The organism is Mesorhizobium sp. M0626 (assembly GCF_040320665.1).
Taxonomy (GTDB): Bacteria; Pseudomonadota; Alphaproteobacteria; order Rhizobiales; family Rhizobiaceae; genus Mesorhizobium.
In genome coordinates, this window is the sequence record NZ_JAMYQD010000002.1 from 107,209 (window position 1) to 131,811 (window position 24,603).

General features: G+C 62.8%; 24 protein-coding genes. All 24 read right to left on the reverse strand.

Going from position 1 to position 24,603, the window contains the following annotated elements; translation table 11 throughout:
- Nucleotides 1–8 precede the first annotated feature (8 nt).
- The 24 genes from NKI37_RS02565 to NKI37_RS02680 all read right to left on the reverse strand — a co-directional run bounded on the left by NKI37_RS02565 (nt 9) and on the right by NKI37_RS02680 (nt 24,602).
- Nucleotides 9–1,259 carry a peptidase M50 gene (locus NKI37_RS02565; protein WP_023670799.1) on the reverse strand — a complete coding sequence of 417 codons (1,251 nt, stop codon included), beginning with the start codon at nt 1,257–1,259 and terminating at the stop codon, nt 9–11.
- A gap of 459 nt (nt 1,260–1,718) precedes the next feature.
- Nucleotides 1,719–2,402 (reverse strand): ABC transporter ATP-binding protein, encoded by a 684-nt coding sequence (locus NKI37_RS02570; RefSeq protein ID WP_023685211.1) that lies wholly within the window; start codon nt 2,400–2,402, stop codon nt 1,719–1,721.
- A complete protein-coding gene (locus tag NKI37_RS02575) occupies nt 2,399–3,637 on the reverse strand; it encodes a lipoprotein-releasing ABC transporter permease subunit (protein ID WP_031203284.1) in 1,239 nt (412 codons plus the stop codon). The genes NKI37_RS02570 and NKI37_RS02575 overlap by 4 nt, the downstream gene beginning before the upstream one ends.
- 104 nt (nt 3,638–3,741) lie before the next feature.
- Nucleotides 3,742–5,070: a proline--tRNA ligase gene (gene proS / locus NKI37_RS02580; RefSeq protein WP_023735912.1), complete on the reverse strand. Its 1,329-nt coding sequence runs from the start codon at nt 5,068–5,070 to the stop codon at nt 3,742–3,744.
- Between the two features lie 727 nt (nt 5,071–5,797).
- Nucleotides 5,798–6,082, reverse strand: a complete 285-nt coding sequence (locus NKI37_RS02585) for a DUF1467 family protein (RefSeq protein WP_352790950.1) — start codon at nt 6,080–6,082, stop codon at nt 5,798–5,800.
- Complete coding sequence (gene mce, locus NKI37_RS02590; protein ID WP_023690961.1) at nt 6,079–6,483, reverse strand: methylmalonyl-CoA epimerase; 405 nt, start codon at nt 6,481–6,483, stop codon at nt 6,079–6,081. The genes NKI37_RS02585 and mce overlap by 4 nt, the downstream gene beginning before the upstream one ends.
- Before the next feature lie 97 nt (nt 6,484–6,580).
- Complete coding sequence (locus NKI37_RS02595; RefSeq protein ID WP_023690300.1) at nt 6,581–8,254, reverse strand: ribonuclease J; 1,674 nt, start codon at nt 8,252–8,254, stop codon at nt 6,581–6,583.
- Between the two features lie 33 nt (nt 8,255–8,287).
- On the reverse strand, nt 8,288–9,109 hold the full coding sequence (locus NKI37_RS02600; RefSeq protein WP_023709242.1) for a biotin--[acetyl-CoA-carboxylase] ligase: 822 nt from the start codon (nt 9,107–9,109) through the stop codon (nt 8,288–8,290).
- 4 nt (nt 9,110–9,113) lie between these two features.
- Nucleotides 9,114–10,550 (reverse strand): NADH-quinone oxidoreductase subunit NuoN, encoded by a 1,437-nt coding sequence (gene nuoN, locus NKI37_RS02605; RefSeq protein ID WP_352791236.1) that lies wholly within the window; start codon nt 10,548–10,550, stop codon nt 9,114–9,116.
- An 18-nt stretch (nt 10,551–10,568) separates the two neighbouring features.
- Nucleotides 10,569–12,074, reverse strand: a complete 1,506-nt coding sequence (locus NKI37_RS02610) for an NADH-quinone oxidoreductase subunit M (protein ID WP_023670808.1) — start codon at nt 12,072–12,074, stop codon at nt 10,569–10,571.
- Nucleotides 12,074–14,047, reverse strand: a complete 1,974-nt coding sequence (gene nuoL / locus NKI37_RS02615; protein WP_352791238.1) for an NADH-quinone oxidoreductase subunit L — start codon at nt 14,045–14,047, stop codon at nt 12,074–12,076. Before nuoL ends, NKI37_RS02610 begins: the two co-directional genes overlap by 1 nt.
- 10 nt (nt 14,048–14,057) lie before the next feature.
- Nucleotides 14,058–14,366, reverse strand: a complete 309-nt coding sequence (nuoK, locus tag NKI37_RS02620) for an NADH-quinone oxidoreductase subunit NuoK (protein ID WP_023670810.1) — start codon at nt 14,364–14,366, stop codon at nt 14,058–14,060.
- Nucleotides 14,367–14,373: 7 nt separating this feature from the next.
- Nucleotides 14,374–14,634: a hypothetical protein gene (locus NKI37_RS02625; RefSeq protein ID WP_023670811.1), complete on the reverse strand. Its 261-nt coding sequence runs from the start codon at nt 14,632–14,634 to the stop codon at nt 14,374–14,376.
- Between the two features lie 2 nt (nt 14,635–14,636).
- On the reverse strand, nt 14,637–15,257 hold the full coding sequence (locus NKI37_RS02630; protein ID WP_023670812.1) for an NADH-quinone oxidoreductase subunit J: 621 nt from the start codon (nt 15,255–15,257) through the stop codon (nt 14,637–14,639).
- 123 nt (nt 15,258–15,380) lie between these two features.
- Nucleotides 15,381–15,872 (reverse strand): NADH-quinone oxidoreductase subunit NuoI, encoded by a 492-nt coding sequence (gene nuoI / locus NKI37_RS02635; protein ID WP_023731231.1) that lies wholly within the window; start codon nt 15,870–15,872, stop codon nt 15,381–15,383.
- Nucleotides 15,872–16,915: an NADH-quinone oxidoreductase subunit NuoH gene (gene nuoH, locus NKI37_RS02640; RefSeq protein ID WP_023685202.1), complete on the reverse strand. Its 1,044-nt coding sequence runs from the start codon at nt 16,913–16,915 to the stop codon at nt 15,872–15,874. The genes nuoI and nuoH overlap by 1 nt, the downstream gene beginning before the upstream one ends.
- Nucleotides 16,916–16,917: 2 nt before the next feature.
- Complete coding sequence (nuoG, locus tag NKI37_RS02645) at nt 16,918–18,999, reverse strand: NADH-quinone oxidoreductase subunit NuoG (RefSeq protein ID WP_352755316.1); 2,082 nt, start codon at nt 18,997–18,999, stop codon at nt 16,918–16,920.
- Nucleotides 18,999–19,280, reverse strand: coding sequence for a pentapeptide repeat-containing protein (locus NKI37_RS02650; protein ID WP_352791240.1), 282 nt, complete (start codon nt 19,278–19,280; stop codon nt 18,999–19,001). The genes nuoG and NKI37_RS02650 overlap by 1 nt, the downstream gene beginning before the upstream one ends.
- Before the next feature lie 11 nt (nt 19,281–19,291).
- Complete coding sequence (locus NKI37_RS02655) at nt 19,292–19,984, reverse strand: helix-hairpin-helix domain-containing protein (protein ID WP_352791242.1); 693 nt, start codon at nt 19,982–19,984, stop codon at nt 19,292–19,294.
- A gap of 72 nt (nt 19,985–20,056) precedes the next feature.
- A complete protein-coding gene (gene nuoF / locus NKI37_RS02660; RefSeq protein ID WP_023670819.1) occupies nt 20,057–21,361 on the reverse strand; it encodes an NADH-quinone oxidoreductase subunit NuoF in 1,305 nt (434 codons plus the stop codon).
- 3 nt (nt 21,362–21,364) lie between these two features.
- Nucleotides 21,365–21,568: a hypothetical protein gene (locus NKI37_RS02665; protein WP_352791244.1), complete on the reverse strand. Its 204-nt coding sequence runs from the start codon at nt 21,566–21,568 to the stop codon at nt 21,365–21,367.
- Nucleotides 21,568–22,899: an NADH-quinone oxidoreductase subunit E gene (locus tag NKI37_RS02670; RefSeq protein ID WP_352791246.1), complete on the reverse strand. Its 1,332-nt coding sequence runs from the start codon at nt 22,897–22,899 to the stop codon at nt 21,568–21,570. Before NKI37_RS02670 ends, NKI37_RS02665 begins: the two co-directional genes overlap by 1 nt.
- On the reverse strand, nt 22,900–23,412 hold the full coding sequence (locus tag NKI37_RS02675) for a DUF7674 family protein (RefSeq protein WP_196814975.1): 513 nt from the start codon (nt 23,410–23,412) through the stop codon (nt 22,900–22,902).
- Complete coding sequence (locus tag NKI37_RS02680) at nt 23,412–24,602, reverse strand: NADH-quinone oxidoreductase subunit D (protein WP_023685196.1); 1,191 nt, start codon at nt 24,600–24,602, stop codon at nt 23,412–23,414. The genes NKI37_RS02675 and NKI37_RS02680 overlap by 1 nt, the downstream gene beginning before the upstream one ends.
- Between the last annotated feature and the right edge of the window lies 1 nt (nt 24,603).

Below are 24,603 nucleotides of genomic sequence, written 5' to 3' on the forward strand. Positions count from 1 at the left end.
ACCAACGCTCAAAGCAACCGCGCCGAGGCCCACAACAGCCCGAAACCGTGAATGGCGAAGACGGCCAGCAGCGCGCCGGCCATGGCGAAACGGTCGAAGATGCGGATCGGCTTCAATTCGTGGCGCGGTTTTACCCCGCTACCCACTGTCATCAGGCTGAGGATGGCAAAGACGGCGCCCGCCACCAGCAGAAAGCTTTGGGAAAAGCCGGCCAGCCAGCCAAGCCATAGCAAGGCCGAGAGCAGGGAAAACGAGGCGAGCGCCAGGGCGACCGGCCCCGGGCAGATCTGGCGCAGCACCTGACCGCCGTCGAATTTCCACACCGGCACCAGATTGGCGATGTTGAACAGCGCGGCAAAGCCGGCAAGCGTCGCCAGAAGGGCCGCGGCGAGCCGATGTCCCTCGCCGGATGCGAGCCCGCTGGCGACGATCAGCAGCGGTACCAGGAACGCGGAAAAACCAGCGCCCATCAGCGCCACGAAGGCGACCTCGAAGCGGCTGTCATAAGGCCGGCCGCCAATGGCGATGCCGCCGAGCAGCGGGATAAAGATCATCCGCGCCTTACGATGACCGGTCAGCCGGAAGGCCGCCATGTGGCCGAGCTCATGCAGGGCGACCACCGAGGTCAGGATCGCGGCCAGCGCCAGGCCGCCGAGATTGAGTCCGAAGAACGGCCAAAGGATGAAAGCCGACAGAACGGCGAAACCGACCTGGCTCAGCGGATGCTCGAACCAGCCGCCCTTGCGATACTGTCCGGTCGTCGCCCAGACCTCCAGCTTGCCGAGCTCGCGGCGCATGGCGAAGTAGCGGAACACCAGGAAGGCGACGCCGCGATAGCGATCGGTCTGGCTGAGCGTGACGCGCGTGCCGGCGCCTTCCGAGGTGAGTTCGGTGGTCTCGTAAAAATCCTTCCAGAACGACGCGTCGAGCGCGGTATCCTCGATGACCCGCATCGAAAAACGACTGCCTTCGACGACGTCCTCGAAGCGCGACCTGCGCTCGATCGGCTGGCCGTCCCGGCCTTCCCACGACAGCAGGATGCGGGCCGTGCCCTGCCCGTCCAGCGGCTGGGCCGAGAGTATCTCGCCGGACCAGCCGGCACCGCTGCCGAGCGGCCACAGCGCCTGCCAGAGGCGCTGCCGGTCCATTGCGACCACGCGGCTGAGCCTCACCGTGCGCAAACCGAGCGGCGCGGTCATCAAAAGGAAAATCAATCCGAGATTACCGACCACGAGAAGGGCCGTCACGATCGGCGACACCTAAGGTTTTGCTCCCTGTATTTGGCAGGGCACCCTAGCGGCACGGCGGCAAGAAAGGCTTAACGGCACAACGCCCTCCTGTCCGCCTAAACACTGCGGCCAACCGCAGATTTATCACATGGCGCCGATCCAGACCGCCATGGAAACGAGAAACGCACTCATGCACACCAACGAAACGACGTCCTGAACAAGATCGCTCATAACTCTCTCCTGTTGTTGATATGTTCGTATTTTGTTCTAACTTTGTTCGAAAGTCAATGAGCGGAAAGCGGCATGCCGACGAATCCTGACAGCCGGTTTGGGCAGGGTTAAGGAAAGGTTGACGGGGTGACGGCGGTGCTGACGCAGGGCGCATCGCATGCCTTTGCGATCGGGACACGCACCAATCACTTCGTGATCCTAGGGCGGAGCAAGGAGCGCAGCGACGCGGCGCAGACCCTAGGATGAGGAAGTTGGGGCCTACAACGGAACGACCTTGCCATCCGCCAACGTCACCCGGCGGTCCATGCGCGAGGCGAGTTCGTGATTGTGGGTCGCGATCAGCGCGGCAAGGCCGGACTGCTTGACCAGCGCGCCAAGCGCCTCGAAGACATAGGAGGCGGTGACCGGGTCGAGATTGCCGGTCGGCTCGTCGGCGAGCAGCAGCAAGGGCGCATTGGCGACCGCGCGGGCAATGGCGACGCGCTGCTGCTCGCCGCCGGACAGTTCCGACGGCCGGTGCGACGCGCGCTTGCCGATCTGCATATAGTCGAGCAGCTGTGCTGCGCGCTCCGACGCCTCCTTGCGCGAAAGCCCTTTGATCAGCTGCGGCATCATGATGTTTTCCAGTGCCGAAAACTCCGGCAGCAGATGATGGAACTGATAGACGAAGCCGACATCGTTGCGGCGGATCGCCGTGCGTTCGTCGTCGGAGAGCCGTCCGCAGGCGCGGCCGGCCAGAATGACGTCACCGGCGTCGGGGCGCTCGAGCAGGCCCGCCGTATGGAGCAGCGTCGACTTGCCGGTGCCCGACGGCGCCACCAGCGCCACCATCTCGCCGCGCTTCAGCGAAAAGTCGGCGCCGTTCAAAATGGTGAGCTTGCGCGGCCCCTGGACATAGTGCCGCTCGACGCTCTTCAGCTCGATAATGATCTCGGACTTCATTCGTATCTCAAGGCCTCGACCGGATCGAGCCGTGCGGCGCGCCATGCCGGAAACACCGTTGCTAGGAAGGACAGGCCGAGCGCCATCATGATGACATAGGTGGTCTCGCGCGGGTCCATCTTTGCCGGCAGCTGGCTGAGGAAATAGAGCTCCGGGTTGAACAGCACCTTGCCGGTCATCCAGGAGAAGAACTGGCGGATCGATTCGATGTTGGTGCAGATGAGCACCCCGAGCAGCACGCCGGCCAGCGTGCCGGTGACGCCGATCGCAGCACCCGTCATCAGGAAGATGCGCAGGATGGCGCCGCGCGAGGCGCCCATTGTGCGCAGGATGGCGATATCGTGGCCCTTGTCCTTCACCAGCATGATCAGGCCGGAGATGATGTTGAGCGCCGCCACCAGCACGATCAGCGTCAGGATCATGAACATGACGTTGCGCTCGACCTGCAGCGCCGAAAAGAACGTCTCGTTGCGCTGGCGCCAGTCGACCATGTCGATCGGGCGTTGCGCCGCCGCATCGACCAGCGGTTTCAGCGCGTCGACATTATCGGGGTTGTCGACATAGATCTCGATCGTCTGCGCCCTGCCGTCCATGTTGAAATAGAGCTGCGCTTCGGAAAACGGCATGTAGACGATGGAGCTGTCATACTCCGACATGCCGACCTCGAAGATCGCCGCCACCTTGTAGCCCTTCAGCCGCGGCGTCGTGCCCATCGGCGTCACATCGCCGTCCGGCGAGATCAGCGTGATGGTGTCGCCGAGCACAAGGCCGAGATTCTCCGCCATGCGCTTGCCGATGGCGACGCCATCGCCGGAGTCGAAGCCGTCAAGCGTGCCTTGCTTGACGTTCTGGGCGACGATGGCGATCTTGCCGAGGTCTTCGGCCCTGATACCGCGCACCAGCGCGCCCATGCCGCCGCCGACATTGCCTTGCGCCAGCACCTGGCCGTCGATCAGCGGGATCGCGTATTTGACGCCGGCCACGCCGTTGATGCGGGCTGCGACCTGCGCATAATCCTCAAGCGGCGAATCCAGCGGCTGCACGATCAGATGGCCGTTGACGCCGAGGATGCGGGTCAGAAGTTCGGCTCGAAACCCGTTCATGACGGCCATGACGACGATCAGCGTGGCGACGCCCAGCATGATGCCGAGGAAGGAGATCGAGGCGATGACCGAGATCACCGTCTCCTTGCGGCGCGACCGCAAATAACGCCAGGCGACCATGCGTTCGAACATGGAGAACGGGCCGGCGACCGGAGACTTGGTGACCGGAGACTTGGCGACCGGAGACTTGCCAACCGGAGACTGGGCTACCGAAGACTTCGCTGCCGCGGCTTCGCTCATGCGGTTGCACCGAAGCGTTTCCTGGCCTCCGCGACCGGCAGCGTCTCGCGCTCGCCGGTCCGGCGGTTCTTGATCTCGATCTCGCCGGCGGCCACGCCGCGCGGCCCGACGATCACCTGCCAGGGCAGGCCGATCAGGTCGGCGGTGGCGAACTTGCCGCCCGGTCGCTGGTCGGTGTCGTCGTAAAGCACATCCTTGCCGGCGCCGGTGAAGGCGGCGTAGAGCTCGCCGCAAACGCGGTCGCACTCGGCGTCGCCGGCCTTCATGTTGATCAGGCCGATGTCGAACGGCGTCACCGCTTCCGGCCAGATGATGCCGTTGTCGTCATGGCTGGCCTCGATGATCGCCGCCACCAGCCGCGACGGACCGATACCGTAGGAGCCGCCGGAAACGAAATGATCCTTGCCGTCGGGCCCGGTCACCTTGGCGCCCATGGGCTTGGAATATTTGTCGCCGAAATGGAAGATGTGGCCGACCTCGATGCCGCGTGCCGAGACCCGGTCGGCTTCGCCAAGCTTGTCCCAGGCCGCCTCGTCATGCATCTCGTCGGTGGCGGCGTAAGGCGTCGTCCACGTTTTGACGATGTCGGCGATCTCGCCGTCATTGCCGAAGTCGGTTTTCTCGCCGGGCACCTGGAGCGACAGATATTCGCGGTCGCAATAGACCTGGCTCTCGCCGGTGTCGGCCAGGATGATGAATTCATGGCTGAGATCGCCGCCGATCGGCCCGGTGTCGGCCCGCATCGGAATGGCCTGCAGCCCCATGCGCGTGAACGTTCGGAGATAGGATACGAACATGCGGTTGTAGGCGGCTTTGGCTCCCTCGAAATCGAGGTCGAAGGAATAAGCGTCCTTCATCAGGAATTCGCGCGAGCGCATGACGCCGAAGCGCGGACGCACCTCGTCGCGGAACTTCCACTGGATGTGGTAGAGGTTGAGCGGCAAATCCTTGTACGACTTGACGTAGGCGCGCACGATCTCGGTGACCACTTCCTCATTGGTCGGACCGTAGAGCATGTCGCGGTCCTGTCGGTCCTTGATGCGCAACATCTCCTTGCCGTAATCGTCATAGCGGCCGCTTTCGCGCCACAGATCGGCCGACTGGATGGTCGGCATCAGGATTTCCAGCGCGCCGGCGCGGTTCTGCTCCTCGCGGATGATGCGGCAGACCTTGTCGAGCACCAGCTTGCCTAGCGGCAGCCAGGAAAAGCTGCCCTGCCCCTGCTGGCGGATCATGCCGGCACGCAGCATCAGCCGGTGCGAGACGATCTCGGCCTCGCGCGGATTTTCTTTCAGGATGGGCAGGAAAAACTGCGACAAACGCATGGACAGGTCCGTGAGAGAGGAGGCTGCGCTGGAATCGGCGCGGCTGGCTTGCTTGCCCCGGCTTCATAGCTATTTCGTGACGGAATGGAAACCCGACCGGCCGCATCGGTCCGAAATCGCAAAAATCGATTCTTCTTCCAAAGACCTTCGCACCGAAAAACGATAATGCTTCTGACGCAAAGTGATCGCCTGACGGCAAAGTCCTCACACACGCTTTGCGCGTCCGGGCAACCCAGCACACCTGGCCCCATTAATGCGGCAGCTCGGTGTTGTTCGTTTCGCAAGCAAAGCCTGCCGCACTATTGTGCACTGCAGCACAGATTGCCCGATTGCGGGCAAAATTCTGCGTGACAATTTCATCAGGGTTAGGCTAGTGTGCCCCGATAACCGAGAGGGTGGAGAAAAATCTGCTCTCCTACGCGGTCAAAGTCTTGGGAGGATGCGATCTAGGCGCGGTTACCCGCTGCCGCCGGAAACCGGAAAACAGATCGGAACGCGTTTAAATTGCAAGGCCTTGTGCCTTGCATTTTTTTTGCCCGATCATCTGGTTAGATCAACCTTTTCCCAAATTACGTGAGCTTGCGTCAGCCTGATACCCAGCCGTGATTCTAATACGGGTGGGCCATGCATGGCCGCCGATTGCGCATCGCAGGCTGGCGAGACAAAACCTGAGTTTAGCGCTCCGAAACAGGCACAAACCCACCCGATCCATCGGCAGAAACAGGTTTTAGTTAGCCGGCGCCTGGGTGGCTTCGGGGATGATGTGCGGGACTTCGTCGAGGCTGTAGCCCAGCCCGTGCGTCAGGCCGTAGAAAACCCCCATGACGACAGCCGTGACGATGGTGGTGCGGATCACGGCGCGCAGCATATGCGGTCCGCGCGGCGCGCTCGCAACCGTGCCCAGCGTCACGTCCTGGTCGTCATCCTGCGTCTTGACGCTGAACGGCAGCACAATGAACAACATCAGCCACCAGGTGATGAAGAACAGCGCGGCAAATGAAATCCAGCTCATGCCTGTTCCAGTTCGACCAACGTGCCGAAGAAATCCTTGGGATGCAGGAACAGCACCGGCTTGCCGTGAGCGCCGGTTTTGGGATTGCCGTCGCCCAGCACGCGGGCGCCGCTTGCTTTGAGGTGATCGCGCGCGGCAAGGATGTCGTCGACTTCGTAGCAGACATGATGCATGCCACCCGAGGGGTTCTTCGCCAGAAAGGCCGCGATCGGCGACCGTTCGCCCAGCGGCTCCAGGAGTTCGATCTTGGTGTTGCCGACATCGACGAACACCACCGTCACGCCATGCTCGGGCAAAGCCTGCGGCGCAGTCACCCGCGCGCCAAGTGTATCGCGATAGGCCGCAATCGCCGCGGCCAGGTCCGGTACGGCAAGTGCTACATGGTTCAGGCGTCCCAGCATGAAGTGCTCCACAAGTTAAGGGAGTAGGGAATGGGCAGTAGGCAGTAGTGATACATCTGCATTTTTCTCCACTGCCTACCGCCTACTGCCTATTCCCTCACCTCGTCACAAACACCGTCACCAGCGGCTTCTTGCCCCAGGCCTCGTTGGCGGCGCCGCGCACGGCGCGGCGCACCGCTTCCTGCACCAGATCGAGGTCCTTGCGGCGCTGGCGAGGGATCGAGTCGACCGCGCCGACGGCCGCGTCGAGCATCAGATCTTCCATGTTTTCGCCACGGGCATCGGCCTCGGCGACGCCGATGGCGACCAGATCGGGATCGCCGGCGAGCTCATATTTATCGTCGAGCACGACATTGACCGCGACATGGCCGGCGAAGGATAGCTTGCGCCGGTCGCGTATGCCCATCGCCTGGTCGGTGCCGATCAGCCTGCCGTCCTTGTAGATGCGGCCGAACGGCACCTGGTCGATGATCGTGGCCGGACCCGGCGCCAGCCGCAGCATGTCGCCGTCGCGCACCTGCGCCACCTGGCCGATGCCGGAGGTCGACATCAGCGACCCCTGCGCCACCAGATGCGCGGCTTCGCCATGCACGGGAACGCCGATCTGCGGCCGCACCCACTCATACATCCTGCGCAATTCGCTGCGGCGGGGATGGCCGGAGACATGCACAAGCGCGTCGCCATCCTCGATGATCTTGATGCCGAGGTCGATGAGGCGGTTCTTGATCTCGAGGATCGCCTTCTCGTTGCCGGGAATGGTGCGTGAGGAAAACACCACCGTGTCGCCGGCCGTCAGCGACACCGATTTCATCTCGTCGCGCGACAGTTTTGCCAGTGCCGCCAGCGCCTCGCCCTGGCTGCCGGTGCAGATGATGACCAGGTTCTCGCGCGGGATGAAGCCGAAATCCTCCTCGGCGATGAACTCCGGCAGCCCGTCCATGTAACCGAGTTCGCCGGCGACATCGATGACCCGCTTCAGCGAGCGGCCGAGCACCAGGCACTGGCGGCCGGCATCGCGCGCCGCCTTGGCGATGGAGACGATGCGTCCGACATTGGAGGAGAAGGTGGTGACGGCGACACGGCCGACAGCGCTCTGGATGACGCCCCTGAGGCCTTCGCCCACCGCCACTTCCGACGGCGATTCGCCTTCGCGCAGCGCATTGGTGGAATCGCAGACCAGCGCCAGCACGCCCTTGTCGCCATAGGCGCGAAACCGCGCCTCGTCGGTTTTCGGACCGATCGTCGGTTCCGGATCGATCTTCCAGTCGCCGGTATGGATGACGGTACCAGCCGGCGAGGTGATCGCCAGCGACATCGGCTCGGGGATCGAGTGCGCAACCGGAATGGCCTCGATCGAGAACGGGCCGACGGTGAATGTCTCGCCTGCCCGGTAGATCGTCACCGGAATTTTCTTCGGCGCGCCCTGCTCGCCCTGCCGCTTGGCGTCCAGCAGTCCGGCGCTGAACGGTGTCATCCACACCGGCGCCTTCAGCTTCGGCCAGATGTCGAGCAGCGCCCCGTAATGGTCTTCATGCGCGTGGGTGATGATGATGCCGCGCAGGCCGGCGAGGTTCTCCTCGATGAAGCGCGTATCGGGCAGGATCAGGTCGACGCCAGGATGCGCCGCATCGGGAAAAGTCACGCCGACATCGACGACGATCCACTCGCGCGCGCTAGGCGGCCCATAGCCGTAAAGGGCGAAGTTCATGCCGATCTCGCCGACGCCGCCGAGCGGCACGAAGACGAGTTCGGCGTTTTGCGCTTTCGCCATCAATTTTCCCTTCCCGGCCCTTGCGGCCAGCCCCTAAATCTTTGCCGACGCGACGGCGCCGAAATGCACGTCGCCGGCGGCTACCGTCACGACCGACCCCTCATCATCGCGGATCACGAAACGGCAGTCCGCGTCAATGGTCTCGAAGGTACCGCGCACCACATTCCCGTCAATCCTGACAGCAACCTCGCCGCCAAGCCCCGCCGCGCGCGATAGCCAGCGACGCCGGATGGCGTCGAGCCCGCGTCCGTCGTCCCACAGCCGGGCATTGTCGGTCCAGGCATCGGACAGCGCCAAGAACAGCGTTTCGGCGTCGCATGTCGCGCCCAGTGCCTGAAGCGATGTCGCCGGATACGGCAAATCCGGCGGATGCGCCACCACATTGACGCCGATGCCCACCGCCACCGCGAAACGGCCGCCATCGAGAATGGCCGATTCCAGCAGGATGCCGGCCAGCTTGGCGCCGGAGGCCAGCACATCGTTCGGCCATTTCAGCTCGAAGCGGTTCTGCCCCTGGCTGGCGCCGTCGAGGCCGATAGCGATCCTGCCCTTCGGCACCACGGCGTCGAGCGCATCGGCCAGCGACAGGCCGGCGACGAAGCCCAGCGTCGCCGCCAGACGCAACTCACCGCCGGTGATGACCAGCAATGTCGCCGCCAGATTGCCCTCGGGCGATACCCAGGCCCTGCCGCGGCGGCCACGGCCGCTTTCCTGCTTCTTGGAAACGACCCACAATTTGCCGGGATCGCCTGCCCTTGCATGGTCCAGCGCCAGCGTGTTGGTGGAACCCACACTGTCATGCGCCTCGAGCCGGAACCCTTCCGTCTCAGAGGTCGGAGCCAGCCGAAATGCCATCCGGTCAGAAAAATGTCTTGGCGGCGGCTTCGGCGTAGGTCGCGATCGGACCGCCGATCAGCACATAGAACAGCACGAAAGCGCCGGAGACACCAAGCACGAGGCGCAGCTCAACCGCCATCGGCACGAAGCCGCCGGCCGGTTCGTCGAACCACATGATCTTGATGATGCGCAGATAGTAGAAAGCGCCCACCACAGAGGCCAGCACGCCGATGATCGCCAGCGCATAGAGGTTGGCGTTGATGGCGGCGAGGAACACGTACCATTTCCCCCAGAAACCGGCGAGCGGCGGGATGCCGGCCAGCGAGAACATCAGGATGGTCAGGATCGTCGCCATGATCGGGTTGGTCGACGACAGACCGGCGAGATCGCTGATCTGCTCGACATTGCCTTCCTTGCGCCGCATGGCGAGGATGAAGGCGAAGGTGCCGAGCGTCATGATCAGATAGATCAGCATGTAGATGGCGACGCCGCGCACGCCGGCTTGGCTGTTGGCGGCAAGGCCGACCAGCGCGTAGCCCATATGGCCGATCGAGGAGTACGCCATCAGCCGCTTGATGTTGGTCTGGCCGATGGCGGCAAAGGAGCCGAGCGCCATCGAGGCGATCGAGATGAAGACGATGATCTGCTGCCAGTCGGAAGCGATCGGCTTGAAGGCGCCCATGGTGACGCGCACGATCAGCGCCATCGCCGCCATTTTGGGGGCAGCCGCCAGGAAAGCGGTGACCGGCGTCGGTGCGCCCTCGTAGACATCGGGCGTCCACATATGGAACGGCACCGCCGAAATCTTGAAGGCAAGGCCGGCCAAAACGAAGACCAGGCCGACGACGAGGCCGAGCTGGCGCTCACCGCTGCCAAGCGCCGAGGCGATTTCCTGGAAGCCGACATTGCCGGTGTAGCCGTAAATGAGGCTGATGCCGTAAAGCAGCATGCCCGACGACAGCGCGCCCAGCACAAAATACTTCAAACCGGCCTCGGTCGAACGCAGATTGTCGCGGTTGATCGCCGCCAGCACGTAAATCGCCAGCGACTGCAGCTCGAGGCCGAGATAGAGCCCGATCATGCCGTTGGCCGAGATCATCAGCATCATACCGAGCGTGCAGAGCAGGATCAGCACCGGGTATTCGAACTTGTCGAAATGCTCCTGCCTGGCGAAGCGCATCGACATCACCAGCGTCACCGCCGAACCGATCAGCGACAGCACCTTCATGAAGCGGGAGAACGGATCCTGGATGAAGGCGTTGCCGTAGGCGCTGCCCTGCCCTGTCGAAAAGATCAGCCATAGGCCTGCGATCACCAGCACGGCGACGGCAAGCCCGGTCACCAGAATGGCAGTGTTGGCGCGCGAATAGGCGCCCACCATCAACAGCGCCAGCGCGCCGATGGCGAGGATCAGCTCCGGCGTCGAGAGCGAAAGGCTGGAATAAAGGTCCGGCGTCATGGTTCGCAAAACCTCTGGTCAGTTCGCCGCCGCGGTCTGCGCGGCGCCGATGGATGCGGTGACATTGGTGACGAGCGCCTTGACCGACTGGGCCGTGGCATCGAAGACGGGAGCGGGATAGACGCCGAAGAAGATGACCAGCACGACCAGCGGGTAGATGATCGCCTTCTCGCGCGTCGACAGATCGAGCAGGCCCTTCAGGCTTTCCTTGGTCAGCGCGCCGAAGATCACCCGGCGGTAGAGCCAGAGCGCGTAGGCCGCCGACAGGATGACGCCGGTGGCGGCGAAGAACGCCACCCAGGTGTTGACCCGGAACACGCCGAGCATGGTCAGGAACTCGCCAACGAAGCCTGACGTGCCCGGCAAGCCGACATTGGCCATGGTGAAGATCAGGAACACCGTGGCGTATTTCGGCATGTTGTTGACCAAGCCGCCATAGGCGTCGATCTCGCGCGTGTGCATGCGGTCGTAAATGACGCCGACGCACAGGAACAGCGCGCCCGAGACGAGGCCGTGGCTCAGCATCTGGAAGATCGCGCCCTGCACGCCTTCCTGGTTCATGGCGAAGATGCCCATGGTGACGAAGCCCATATGGGCGACGGAGGAATAGGCGATCAGCTTCTTCATGTCCTCCTGCATCAGCGCCACCAGCGAGGTGTAGATGATGGCGACGACCGACAGCGTAAACACCAGCGGCGCGAACATTTCCGACGCCAGCGGGAACATCGGCAGGGAGAAGCGCAGGAAGCCGTACCCGCCCATTTTCAACAGGATGCCGGCCAGGATCACCGAACCCGCCGTCGGCGCTTCGACGTGCGCATCGGGCAGCCAGGTGTGCACCGGCCACATCGGCATCTTCACCGCGAAGGAGGCGAAGAAGGCTAGAAATAGCCATGTCTGCATGTGGGCCGGGAAGTTGTGCGTCAGCAGCGTCGGGATGTCGGTGGTGCCCGCCTGGAAGAACATCGCCATGATGGCGAGCAGCATCAGCACCGAGCCGGCCAACGTGTAGAGGAAGAACTTGAACGAGGCGTAGACGCGGCGCTTGCCGCCCCAGACGCCGATGATGATGAACATCGGAATCAGGCCGGCCTCGAAGAAGACGTAGAACAGCACGATGTCGAGCGCGCAGAACACGCCGATCATCAGCGTTTCCAATAGCAGGAAGGCAATCATGTAGGCCTTGACTCGCTTGTCGATCGCTTCCCACGACGCCAGGATGCAGAGCGGCATCAGGAACGTCGTGAGGATGACGAACAGCATCGAAATGCCGTCGACGCCCATATGGTAGGAGATGCCGGAATCCAGCCAGGCAAACTTCTCGACGAACTGGAAGCCGGCCTGCGAATTGTCGAAGCCGGTCCAGATGAACAGCGAGATGATGAAGGTGGCCGCCGTCGTCGTGAACGCGATGGCGCGGATGTTGCGACGCGCATTCGGGCTGTCATCCCTGATGAACAGGATCAGCAGCACACCGACCAGCGGCAGGAAGGTGACCAGCGAGAGGATTGGCCAGGCGGTCATCAGAGCATCATCCAGGTGACGAGTGCTGCCACGCCGATCAGCATGGCGAAGGCATAGTGATAGAGGTAGCCGGTCTGCAGCTTGACGACGCGGTCGGTGACATCGACGACGCGCGCCGAAATGCCGTCAGGACCGAGCCCGTCGATGATGGTGCCGTCGCCGGTCTTCCACAAGAACCTGCCCAGCGCCTTTGCCGGCCGCACGAACAGGACGTCGTAGAGCTCGTCAAAGTACCATTTGTTGAGCAGGAAGGCATAGAGCAGCCGATGGTTGGCGGCGACACTCCGGGGCAGTTCCGGCGAGCGGATGTAGAACTTCCAGGCGACTGCAAAGCCGATGACCATGGCGACGAACGGTGCCAGCTCGACCCACAGCGGCAATTCATGGATGTCGTGCAGGATGTGGTTGTCCGGCAGCGTGAACAGCGACGCCTTCCAGAATTCGGCATAGCCTTCGCCGATGAAGGCGCCATGAAAGATAACGCCGGCAAACAGCGCGCCCGCGGCCAGGATGAACAGCGGCACCAGCATCACCGGCGGCGATTCATGGACATGGTGCATGACGTCGTGGCTCGCCCGCGGCTCGCCGTGGAAGGTCATGAAGATCAGCCGCCAGGAGTAGAAGGAGGTGAAGCAGGCGGCGATGACCAGCAGGACAAAAGCGAGGCCGGCGACCGAATTGTGGCCGGCAAAGGCAGCCTCGATGATGGCATCCTTGGAGAAGAAGCCGGCGGTGCCGATGACGGTCACCGGAATGCCGACGCCGGTCAGCGCCAGCGTGCCGATCACCATCATCCAGTAGGTCTTCGGAATGAGCTTCCGCAGGCCGCCCATCTTGCGCATGTCCTGCTCGTCGGAGACGGCATGGATGACCGAGCCCGAGCCCAGGAACAGCAGCGCCTTGAAGAAGGCGTGCGTGAACAGATGGAAAATCGCCGCGCCATAGGCGCCGACGCCGAGCGCCACGAACATGTAGCCGAGCTGCGAACAGGTCGAATAGGCGATGACGCGCTTGATGTCGTTCTGGACCAGGCCGACGGTCGCCGCGAAGAAGGCGGTGAAGGCGCCGATGAAGGTCACCACGGTCAGCGCCGAATGCGACAGTTCGAACAGCGGCGACAGCCGGGCCAGCATGAACACGCCGGCCGTAACCATGGTGGCGGCATGGATCAGCGCGGAAACCGGCGTCGGGCCTTCCATGGCGTCCGGCAGCCAGGTGTGCAGCGGCACCTGCGCCGACTTGCCCATGGCGCCCATGAACAGCAGCAGGCAGACGATGGTCATGGCCGCCTGCTTGTCCAGCGCATAGCCGAGGAAGGTCAGCACGGCGGCGCCTTGTGGTGCGCCTTCGGCCGGAATGAACGTCGCGGCATTGGCGAAGATGGTGCCGAGATTGACCGAGCCGAACAAAACGAAGACGCCGAAAATGCCGAGCGCAAAGCCGAAATCGCCGACGCGGTTGACGACGAAGGCCTTCATCGCAGCGGCATTGGCCGACGGCTTCTTGTACCAGAAGCCGATCAGCAAATAGGAGGCGAGACCCACCCCTTCCCAGCCGAAGAACATCTGCACCAGATTGTCGGCCGTCACCAGCATCAGCATGGCGAAGGTGAACAGCGACAGATAGGCAAAGAAGCGGGGCCGGTTTGGATCGTGGTGCATGTAGCCGATCGAATAGATGTGGACCAGCGCCGACACCGTGTTGACCACCACCAGCATGACCACCGTCAGCGTGTCGATCCTGAGCGCCCAGGACGCGTCCAAGCCGCCGGATTGGATCCAGCGCAGTACCGGCACGGTGAACACCTCGCCGTCGCCGAAGCCGACGGAGAAGAAGGCGACCCAGGACAGCACGGCCGAGATCACCAGGAAGCCCGAGGTGATGTATTCCGATGCCTTGGCGCCCAGCGAATTGCCGAACAGACCGACGATCAGGAAGCCGAGCAGCGGAAGGAAGACGATCGCTTGATACATGTTAGCCCCGTCAACCCTTCATCTGGTTCACGTCTTCGACCGCGATCGAGCCGCGGTTGCGGAAGAAGACGACGAGAATGGCAAGACCGATGGCCGCTTCGGCGGCGGCGACCGTCAGCACGAACAGGGCAAACACCTGGCCGACGAGATCGCCCAATGCCGCCGAGAAGGCAACGAAATTGATGTTGACCGCCAAAAGGATCAGCTCGATCGACATCAGGATGACGATGATGTTCCTGCGGTTCAGGAAGATGCCGAACACGCCCAGCGTGAACAGGATCGCCGATACGGTCAGGTAATGTGCGATGCCGACGACCATGGCCAGATCAAACCTTTCCCGGCATTTGTTGAATCATTGAACGCGCGGATACGATGGCGTCCAAAAGGCTGTCTATGGCAGAAGGCTCGAAGATAACTGTTGCATCATTCCGGCCTGCCCCCTGAACGTATGTGAAATCTTCGCTCTTGATGTTCAGCGTAAGATTCCCGTCGCGATTCCAGACGAATACCCAGGCCTTTTCAGTCGAATCAACCCGCCAAGAGGCAACCTGCTCTCCCCAGTATTTTTTCTTCAAACGACCGAACATCGTCAGAGCCCCTCGCCCGACTTGACCTTGCGGATTTCCATGCCTGTCGCCGGCGTCCGGCCGACCTGGGCTGCGATCGACTGCCGCTTGATCCCTTCCTTGTGGCGCAGCGTCAGGACGATGGCGCCGATCATGGCGACCAGCAGGATGAGGCCCGAAATCTGGAAGTAGTAGAGGTAGTCGGTATAGAGGATGTCGCCGAGTGCTGCGGTGTTTGTCCGCGCGGCAAGATCCGGGATGGGTTTGGAGACCGTCGAGGCCAGTTGCGGCGCGAAGGTGTAGCCGCCGAGCACCACGATCAGCTCGGCCGCCAGGATCAGCCCGACCAGCGCGCCGATCGGCGCATATTGCAGGGCGCCTTCCTTCATCTCGGCGAAGTCGACATCGAGCATCATGACGACGAACAGGAACAGCACCATGACCGCGCCGACATAGACGACAAGCAGGATCATCGCCAGGAACTCGGCGCCGGTCAGCATGAACAGGCCGGCGGCGTTGAAGAAGGTCAGGATCAGGAACAGCACGGAATGCACGGGGTTGCGCGACGAAATGACCATGAAGGCCGACGCCACCGCGACAAAGGCGAAGAGGTAGAAAAAGGCCGCCTCTAGTCCACTCAGCATTGGGGATCCCCCGGGTTCCTGTCCAAACAGGACATCCGTCCTGTTTGATTTCTGCGACCGCCTCCGGCCGGCAAGTTGCGTTGTCCTTAGACGAGGCCCCTCGCCCCGTCCATGCGTCAAATGTCAGCGGTAGGGCGAGTCCAGCGAGATGTTGCGCGCCAGTTCGCGCTCCCAGCGGTCGCCATTCGCCAGCAGCCTGTCCTTGTCGTAGTAAAGCTCTTCGCGCGTCTCCGTCGCGAACTCGAAATTCGGCCCCTCGACGATAGCGTCGACCGGGCAGGCTTCCTGGCAGAAGCCGCAATAGATGCACTTCACCATGTCTATGTCGTAGCGCACGGTGCGGCGCGTGCCGTCATTGCGGCGCGGGCCGGCCTCGATGGTGATCGCCTGCGCCGGACAGATCGCTTCGCACAATTTGCAGGCGATGCAGCGCTCTTCGCCATTGGGGTAACGGCGCAAAGCATGCTCGCCCCGGAAGCGCGGGCTGATCGGCCCCTTTTCGTGCGGATAGTTGATCGTCTCCTTCGGCGCGAAGAACTGGCGCATCGACAGGAAGAAGGCGCTGACGAAATCCTGCAGCAGCAGCGATTTTGCGGCCTGGCCAAAAGCGGACATCACGCAAACCCCGTGATTTTGAGGAAGGCCGCGGTGGCAACGACCATGAACAGGGAGATCGGCAGAAAGACTTTCCAGCCCAGCCGCATCAGCTGGTCGTAGCGGTAGCGCGGCACGAAGGCCTTCACCATGGAGAACATGAAGAACATCAGGCAGATCTTGAGCACGAACCAGATCACGCCGGGCACCCAGGTGAAGGGGGCGAAGTCGAAGGGCGGCAGCCAGCCGCCGAGGAACAGGATGGTGGCCAGCGCGCACATCATCACCACGGCGACATATTCGCCGAGGAAGAACAACAGGAACGGCGTCGAGGAGTATTCGACCATGTGGCCGGCGACGAGTTCCGACTCGGCTTCCACCAGGTCGAAGGGCGGGCGGTTGGTCTCGGCCAGCGCCGAGATGAAGAAAATGACGAACATCGGGAACAGCGCCAGCCAGTGCCAGTCGAGGAAGCTGTTGGGCAGGCCAAGCTTGGTGCCCAGACCGTCCTGCTGCGACAGCACGATGTCCGACAGGTTGAGCGAGCCGACGCAGAGCAGCACGGTGACGATGACGAAGCCGATCGAGACTTCGTAGGACACCATCTGCGCCGCCGAGCGCAGCGCGCCGAGGAACGGGTATTTCGAGTTGGACGCCCAGCCGCCCATGATCACGCCATAGACCTCGAGCGAGGAGATGGCGAAGACGTAGAGGATGCCGACATTGACGTTGGCGATCCCCCAGCCCGCATTGACGGGAATGACCGCCCAGGCTGAGATTGCCAGCACGGCCGACACCAGCGGCGCCAGCAGGAACACGCCCTTGTTGGCGCCGGACGGAATGACCGGTTCCTTGAAGACGAATTTCAGCAGATCGGCGAAAGCCTGCAGCGTGCCCCACGGGCCGACGACGTTCGGGCCGCGGCGCAATTGCACCGCCGCCCAGATCTTGCGGTCGGCGTACAGCAGATAGGCGACCCCGATCAGCAAAACGACGATCAGCACGACCGACTTCAAAAGGATGATCAGCGTCGGTAGCACGTAGAAGGAGAAGAAGGTGTCCATGTCTACTCTGCCGCCTGCCTGAAGCCGTTTTTCGCCAGCGCCGAGCATTCCGCCATGACAGCGGAGGCCCGCGCGATCGGGTTGGTCAGATAGAAATCCGTGACCGGCGAGGTGAAAGTGCCCTTGTTCAGCCGCCCGCCGAGCTTCGCCACCCTGGCGATGTCGTCGGGGTTGCCTGAGACAACATGGTCGATACGGGCGAGATGCGGATATTCGCCATAGAGTTTGGCGCGCAGTTGCTGCAGCGAATCGAAGGGTAGTTTCTTGCCCAGCACATCGGACAATGCCCTCAGGATCGCCCAGTCTTCGCGCGCGTCGCCCGGCGCGAAGCCCGCGCGGTTGGTCTGCTGCACGCGTCCCTCGGTGTTGACATAGGTGCCGGACTTTTCGGTGTAGGCGGCTCCCGGCAGGATGACATTGGCGCGGTGCGCACCGGCGTCGCCATGCGTGCCGACATAGACGACGAAGGCGCCGCCGGTCTTGGACATGTCGACCTCGTCGGCGCCGAGCAGGAACAGAACCTCGCTCTCCCCCAGCATGCCGGCAACGTTCTTGCCGCCCTTGCCAGGCACGAAGCCGACATCGAGACCGCCGACGCGCGCGGCCGCAGTGTGCAGCACGGCAAAGCCGTTCCAGTCGGCGCGGGCAGCGTTGACGGCGGTGGCGAGTTTCGCCGCCTGGCCGAGCACCGCCGCGCCGTCGGCACGCGACAGCGCGCCCTGGCCGACGATGATCAGCGGATGCGTCGCCTTCTTCAGCACCTGGAAGAACTTCCCATTGCCGTCGGCCAGGTCTTTCAGCGACTCCGGGCCGGCGCCGAGCTGTTCGTAGTCGTAACGCGTGTCGCCGACCTCGCCGATGACGCCGACCGGCAGATTGCCGATCCGCCAGCGCTTGCGGATGCGGGCATTGAGCACCGAGGCCTCGAAGCGCGGATTGGCGCCGATGATCAGCACCGCGTCGGCCTGCTCGATGCCCTCGATGGTGGGGTTGAAGATGTAGCTGGCGCGGCCGAGCGCGGGATCGAGTGCGGCGCCGTCCTGGCGGCAATCGGTGTTCTTCGAGCCCAACGCAGCCATAAGCTGCTTCAGCGCGTAGATTTCCTCGACGGCGGCAAGATCGCCCGCAATCGCGCCGATTTTCTCGGGCGCAGCATTCGACACCGCATCCCTGATCGCAACGAACGCTTCGGCCCAGCTGGCCGGCGCCAACTTTCCGTCCTTGCGGACATAGGGGCGGTCGAGGCGCTGCGTGCGCAATCCGTCCCATATGAAGCGGGTCTTGTCGGAAATCCACTCCTCGTTCACCGCTTCATTGACGCGCGGCAGGATGCGCATCACCTCGCGGCCACGGCTGTCGACGCGGATTGCCGAGCCGACGGCGTCCATGACGTCGATGGATTCTGTCTTGGTCAGCTCCCACGGCCGTGCCTGAAAGGCGAAAGGCTTGGAGGTCAGCGCGCCGACCGGGCAGAGGTCGATGACATTGCCCTGCAGCTCCGAGGTCATGGCGCTTTCGAGATAGGTGGTAATCTCGGCATCCTCGCCGCGGCCGATCAGGCCAAGCTCGGAAATGCCCGCAACTTCCGTGGTGAAGCGGACGCAGCGCGTGCAGTGGATGCAGCGGTTCATAACCGTCTTGACCAATGGGCCGATATATTTGTCTTCGACCGCGCGCTTGTTCTCGTGATAGCGCGAGGAATCGACGCCGAAGGCCATCGCCTGGTCCTGCAGGTCGCATTCGCCGCCCTGGTCGCAGATCGGGCAATCCAGCGGATGGTTGATCAAGAGGAATTCCATCACGCCTTCGCGGGCCTTCTTGACCATCGGCGTGTTGGTGAAGATTTCAGGCGCCTCGCCATTGGGTCCCGGACGGAGGTCGCGCACATTCATGGCGCAGGAGGCCTGCGGCTTCGGCGGCCCGCCCTTCACCTCGATCAGGCACATGCGGCAATTGCCGGCGATCGACAGCCGCTCATGGAAGCAGAAGCGCGGCACTTCCGCGCCGGCGTCCTCGGCTGCCTGCAGCAGCGTGTAGTGGTCGGGTACAGTGATCTCTTTCCCGTCGACCTTGAGCTTTGCCATCAATTGCCCCCGGCGGTCTGCGCCGTCTCATATGCCTGAAACAGATCGCTCAGCCTGATGCCATTGATCATTATGCCGGCGACTTCAGCGTTTTCTATCTTCAAATTGCTCATATTCACATTGCTGAAAAACGCGTTCGAGAGGTTCGCGTCCTCCACCACGGCCGCCGACAGGTCGACGTTGTGAAACTGCGTGTTCGACAGGTTCACATCGTCAAATCTGGAGTTGCTGACGATGGCATTGCGCACATCGAGAACATCGCTCCTGTCGTGGATCTCCATGCCTGCCACCCCTACTTCTTCGCCTTGGCAGCCAGCGTCAGCGCCGCGGCCTGGCGGGTCCACTCGTCGCGGCCGATACGGCCGGTGAGCGACAGGTAGTCCTCGACCCAGGCGATCTCTTCCGGCGCCCAGGCGGCGATCTGGGCAAAGGTCCAGATGCCGAGGCCGTTCAGCACCTTTTCCAGCTTCGGCCCAACGCCGGTGATCGCCTTGAGATCCGACGGCTTGGCCGGACGAGCCACGGCCTTGGGCTGTCTGAAATCCTCCGGCATCAATCCGATCGTCGCGCCTTCGGCGACGGCATCGGTCTTCTCCGGCTCGGCGTCGACGGTGCGAGCGGCAATATCGGTCACGTCCTGGGCAAAAGTCTGCGCCTCGGCGATCAGGGTTCTGGTCGCCGCGCGCGCCTTGCTGGCCGGCGCGGTCTCGGCGAACTCTTGGCTGCGCTGCTCGAAATCGTCGATGATCGGCTGGAAAATCCGCTGCGATGCCTCGGCAGCACCCGACAAGGCGCCTAGCCACACGCCAAAGGCATGGTTGGCAAGGCCGAAGCCCAGCGCCGACATGGCGGCGGCACCCGCGACAGGATGCGCGAGAAGGTTGACGGCGCTGGCCATCTCCTTCGGCATCATCCTTGTCAAATCCTGGTTCATCTTCTCAAGCTGGTCCAAATTGGGCATCAAAGGGTTCGAATAGGGCGCCATAGACATCTCCTGGTCGTTTCTTCGTCAGCCCCGCCCCTATATTTCCGTCCGGGGCTTGCGCCCGATTTCAATCTACTCAGCAGCCACCATCACCGGTTCGGCCCGGTGCGCGTTGCGCGAAAACTCGTCGATGCGCCGCTCCACCTCGCCGCGGAAATGCCGCATCAGGCCCTGGATCGGCCATGCCGCGGCATCGCCCAGCGCGCAGATCGTATGACCCTCCACCTGTTTGGTGACGTCGAGCAGCATGTCGATCTCGCGCTTCTGCGCCTCGCCGCGCACCAGCCGCTCCATCACCCGCCACATCCAGCCGGTGCCTTCGCGGCATGGCGTGCACTGGCCGCAGCTCTCATGCTTGTAAAAATAGGACAGCCTGGCGATCGCCTTCACGATATCGGTCGATTTGTCCATGACGATGACAGCCGCCGTGCCGAGGCCGGATTTCAGGTCGCGCAAAGCATCGAAATCCATCGGCGCATCGATGATCTGCTCGGCCGGCACCAGCGGCACCGAAGCGCCGCCCGGAATGACCGCCAGGAGATTGTCCCAGCCGCCGCGAATGCCGCCGCAATGGGTTTCGATCAGCTCGCGGAACGGGATCGACATCGCCTCTTCGACGGTGCACGGATTGTTGACGTGGCCCGAGATGCAAAACAGCTTGGTGCCGACATTGTTGGGCCGGCCGAAGGACGAGAACCAGGCCGCGCCGCGGCGCAAAATGGTCGGCGCCACCGCGATGGACTCGACATTGTTCACGGTTGTCGGACAACCGTACAAGCCGACATTGGCTGGGAATGGCGGCTTCAGCCGGGGCTGGCCCTTCTTGCCTTCGAGGCTTTCGAGCAGCGCTGTTTCCTCGCCGCAGATGTAGGCGCCGGCGCCGTGGTGCATGTAGATGTCGAAATCGTATCCGGACGTGTTGTTCTTGCCGATCAGCCTGGCCTCGTAGGCCTCGTCGATGGCGCGCTGCAGCGCCTCGCGCTCGCGGATGAACTCGCCGCGCACATAGATGTAGGCGGCGACCGCGCCCATGGCGAAGCCGGCGATGAACGAGCCCTCGACCAGCGTGTGCGGATCGTTGCGCAGGATGTCGCGGTCCTTGCACGTGCCCGGCTCGGATTCGTCGGCGTTGACAACGAGATAGCTCGGCCTTCCGTCGCTCTGCTTGGGCATGAACGACCATTTCAGCCCGGTCGGGAAACCGGCGCCGCCACGGCCGCGCAGGCCTGACGCCTTCATCTCGTTGACGATCCACTCTCGCCCCTTGGCGATGATGCCGGGCGTGTTGTCCCAGGCGCCGCGCGCCATCGCGCCGGCCAGCGACTTGTCGAACAGGCCGTAGATGTTGTTGAAGATGCGGTCTTTGTCGGCCAGCATGACTTACCTCTTTCCCCGCAAGACGATCGAGAACCACACCAGCACGCCCATGCCGGTCGCGGCCATCGATTCCAGGGTATCCGAAAACGGCAATTCGACGAGGCGCCGAAGCCCCTCCAGAACGATGTTGGCAGCAGCGATGCAGACAACGCCGATGACAATGCTGCGCAGCGTCAGCAAAGATCCGGTGCTTTGCGCTTCAGCCATCAACGTGGCTCCTTGCCGAAGACGCGGATGTATTCGGCGACGCCGCCCTTCGCGAGCGCCTTGGCCTGCTTGCCCCAGTCGTCGCGCTCGATGCGGCCCTGGAAAGCGAGATATCCATCCACCCAGTCGCGCTCGGCCTTATTCCAGGATGCGACCTGTGTGAAGGTGAAGATGCCAAGCGAATGAAGGATGCCCTCGATCTTCGGGCCGATGCCCGAGATCAGCTTGAGATCGTCGACCGCAGCCGGCCTGTCGATTCCGGCCGGACGGTTCTTGTCCTCGAGCGACGGCTTTGCGGGCCTGGCTGCCGGCGCCTTTACGGCCGGGGCCACCGTGGCCTTGGCCGCTGGCGCCTTGAATTCCGGCGCGGTGAAGGCAGCTGCCGGCGTGGCGGTGGTCTTCGGGCCATTACGCTGCTTGGCGACCTTCTCGACTTCAGGCGCCGCGGTGTTGGCGTTGGCGGCCGAATGCAGGGGCGCCGGGACGCTCGCCGCTTTTTCCGCCGCCGGCGCAACCTTGGCCCTGGAGGGCGACTTCAACGCCGAGCTGGTTTCCGGCGCATCGGTTTTCGGTTTGCCGGCGTTGGATGGCGCGACCGGGGCGGCCGCTGCAGGAGCGGCAGGCGCCGGAACAGGTGCTGCAATGATCGCGTCGGGCGCCGCGTGGGCAGCCTTGCTCGCCGCCCTGGCTTCCTTGTCGCGCGTCGCTTTGAGGATCGCCTTTTCGCTCTTCAGCGTCGTCAGGCCAGGCGCCGGCTCCGAGCCGGTTCTGCCATTTTGCGGTCCCGTGGGAACCGAGGCACCCTTGCCTGCATCATAAAGATCGATGATTTCGGCCAGCCGCTCAGGCGTCAGATCCTCGAACGTGTCCTTGAAGACCATCACCATCGGCGCGTTGACGCAGGCGCCGAGGCATTCGACCTCCTCCCACGACAGCGTGCCCTTGTCGTTGGTGTGGAACTGGTCGTGATGGATTTTCGAGCGGCACACATCCATCAGCGCTTCCGAGCCGCGCAGCATGCAGGGCGTGGTGCCGCAGACCTGGATATGCGCGCGCGTGCCGACCGGATTGAGCTGGTACTGCGTGTAGAAGGTCGCGACTTCGAGCCCGCGAATGCGCGGCATGCCGAGCATGTCCGAAATCGTCTCGATCGCCGCCTTGGTGACCCAGCCTTCCTGCTCCTGCGCAATCATCAGCAAGGGAATGATCGCCGACTGCTCCCGGCCCTTCGGATATTTCTTGATCCATTGCTTCGCAACCGCCGCATTCGCCCGGTTGAAGGCGAAGGTGGCTGGCTGGACGCTTGCTTCTGCGAGACGGCGGACTGACATTTAGCGATCGGGCCCCTGCTCTGCTACGAGAGCTATTGCGGTTTCACATTCTTTCTGATGAGAAAACGGAATGCGTTCGGCAGATCGAGCAACACTCGCAAATCGCTCTGCGGGCAACATGTATTGCCACAGCCCCAGAACAGTTTGCCTTACTTGAGGCGAGATCCATGCCATGACCGCATCAGCGTCGATGTCATCGTCGAACAAGTGCTCGTAAAAAGCGACACCAGCCGCATTCCAAATCTGTTTGTTCGGGTGAACGGCAGCCCATTGGGCGAACCCATGCATTCTACCCAGCTTGTCGACGTCATTGTCGCGGTGGGCAAGGCGCGTCTTGGGTAGCAGGGTAAAAAAGAAGTCATAGATCGAACAGTGCTGAGTCGAGTTGTAAGAAGCCTCGGCGAGCTCGACCGGCAGCATGGCTTTTGCCAATTCGCGCCACCGCGGTAGGGCAGCGTCGGCATTCCCTCGAACACCGACCTGAGAGCGCACTGTAGGATTGGCTGCCGCCATCACCGATCAACCTCCCCGAAGACGATATCGAGGGAACCCAGGACGGCAGTGACGTCGGCCAGCATGTGGCCGCGGCAGAGGAAATCCATGGCTTGCAGATGCGCGAAGCCGGGCGCACGCAGCTTGCAGCGGTATGGCTTGTTGGTACCGTCGGAGACGAGATAGACGCCGAACTCGCCCTTCGGCGCCTCGACCGCGGCATAGACCTCGCCGGCCGGCACGCGGTAACCCTCAGTATAGAGCTTGAAATGATGGATCAGCGCTTCCATCGAGCGCTTCATCGCCTGGCGCTTGGGCGGCACCACCTTGCCGTCGAGGTTCGACACGGGCCCGGTGCTTTCCTTGCCGAGCAGAAGGTCGACGCACTGGCGCATGATCTTGGCCGACTGGCGCATTTCTTCCATGCGCACGAGATAACGGTCGTAGCAGTCGCCGTTCTTGCCGATCGGGATGTCGAAATCCATCTCGGAATAGCATTCATAAGGCTGCGACTTGCGCAAATCCCAGGCCGCACCCGAGCCGCGCACCATGACGCCGGAAAAGCCCCAGGCCCAGGCGTCGGCAAGCGACACGATACCGATATCGACATTGCGTTGCTTGAAGATGCGGTTGCCGGTAAGCAGCCTGTCGAGGTCGTCAAGCGACTTCAGGAACGGGTCGATCCACTTGCCGATGTCCTCGACCAGCTTCGCCGGCAGATCCTGGTGCACGCCGCCGGGACGGAAATAGGCCGCATGCATGCGCGAACCGGAAGCGCGCTCATAAAACACCATCAGCTTTTCGCGTTCGACGAAACCCCACAGCGGCGGCGTCAGCGCGCCGATATCCAGCGCCTGCGTCGTCACATTGAGGATGTGCGACATGATGCGGCTGAGCTCGGAATAGAGCACGCGGATCAACTGGCCGCGCTTCGGCACTTCGATGCCGAGCAACCGCTCGGTGGCGAGCGCGAAGGCATGCTCCTGGTTCATCGGAGCGCAATAGTCGAGCCGGTCGAGATAGGGCACTGCCTGAAGATAGGTCTTGTGCTCGATCAGCTTTTCGGTGCCGCGATGGAGCAGGCCGATATGCGGATCGACGCGGTCGACCACCTCGCCGTCCAACTCAAGCACCAACCTCAAAACACCATGCGCTGCAGGGTGTTGAGGTCCAAAGTTGATGTTAAAATTGCGGACGGAGGTTTCGGCCATT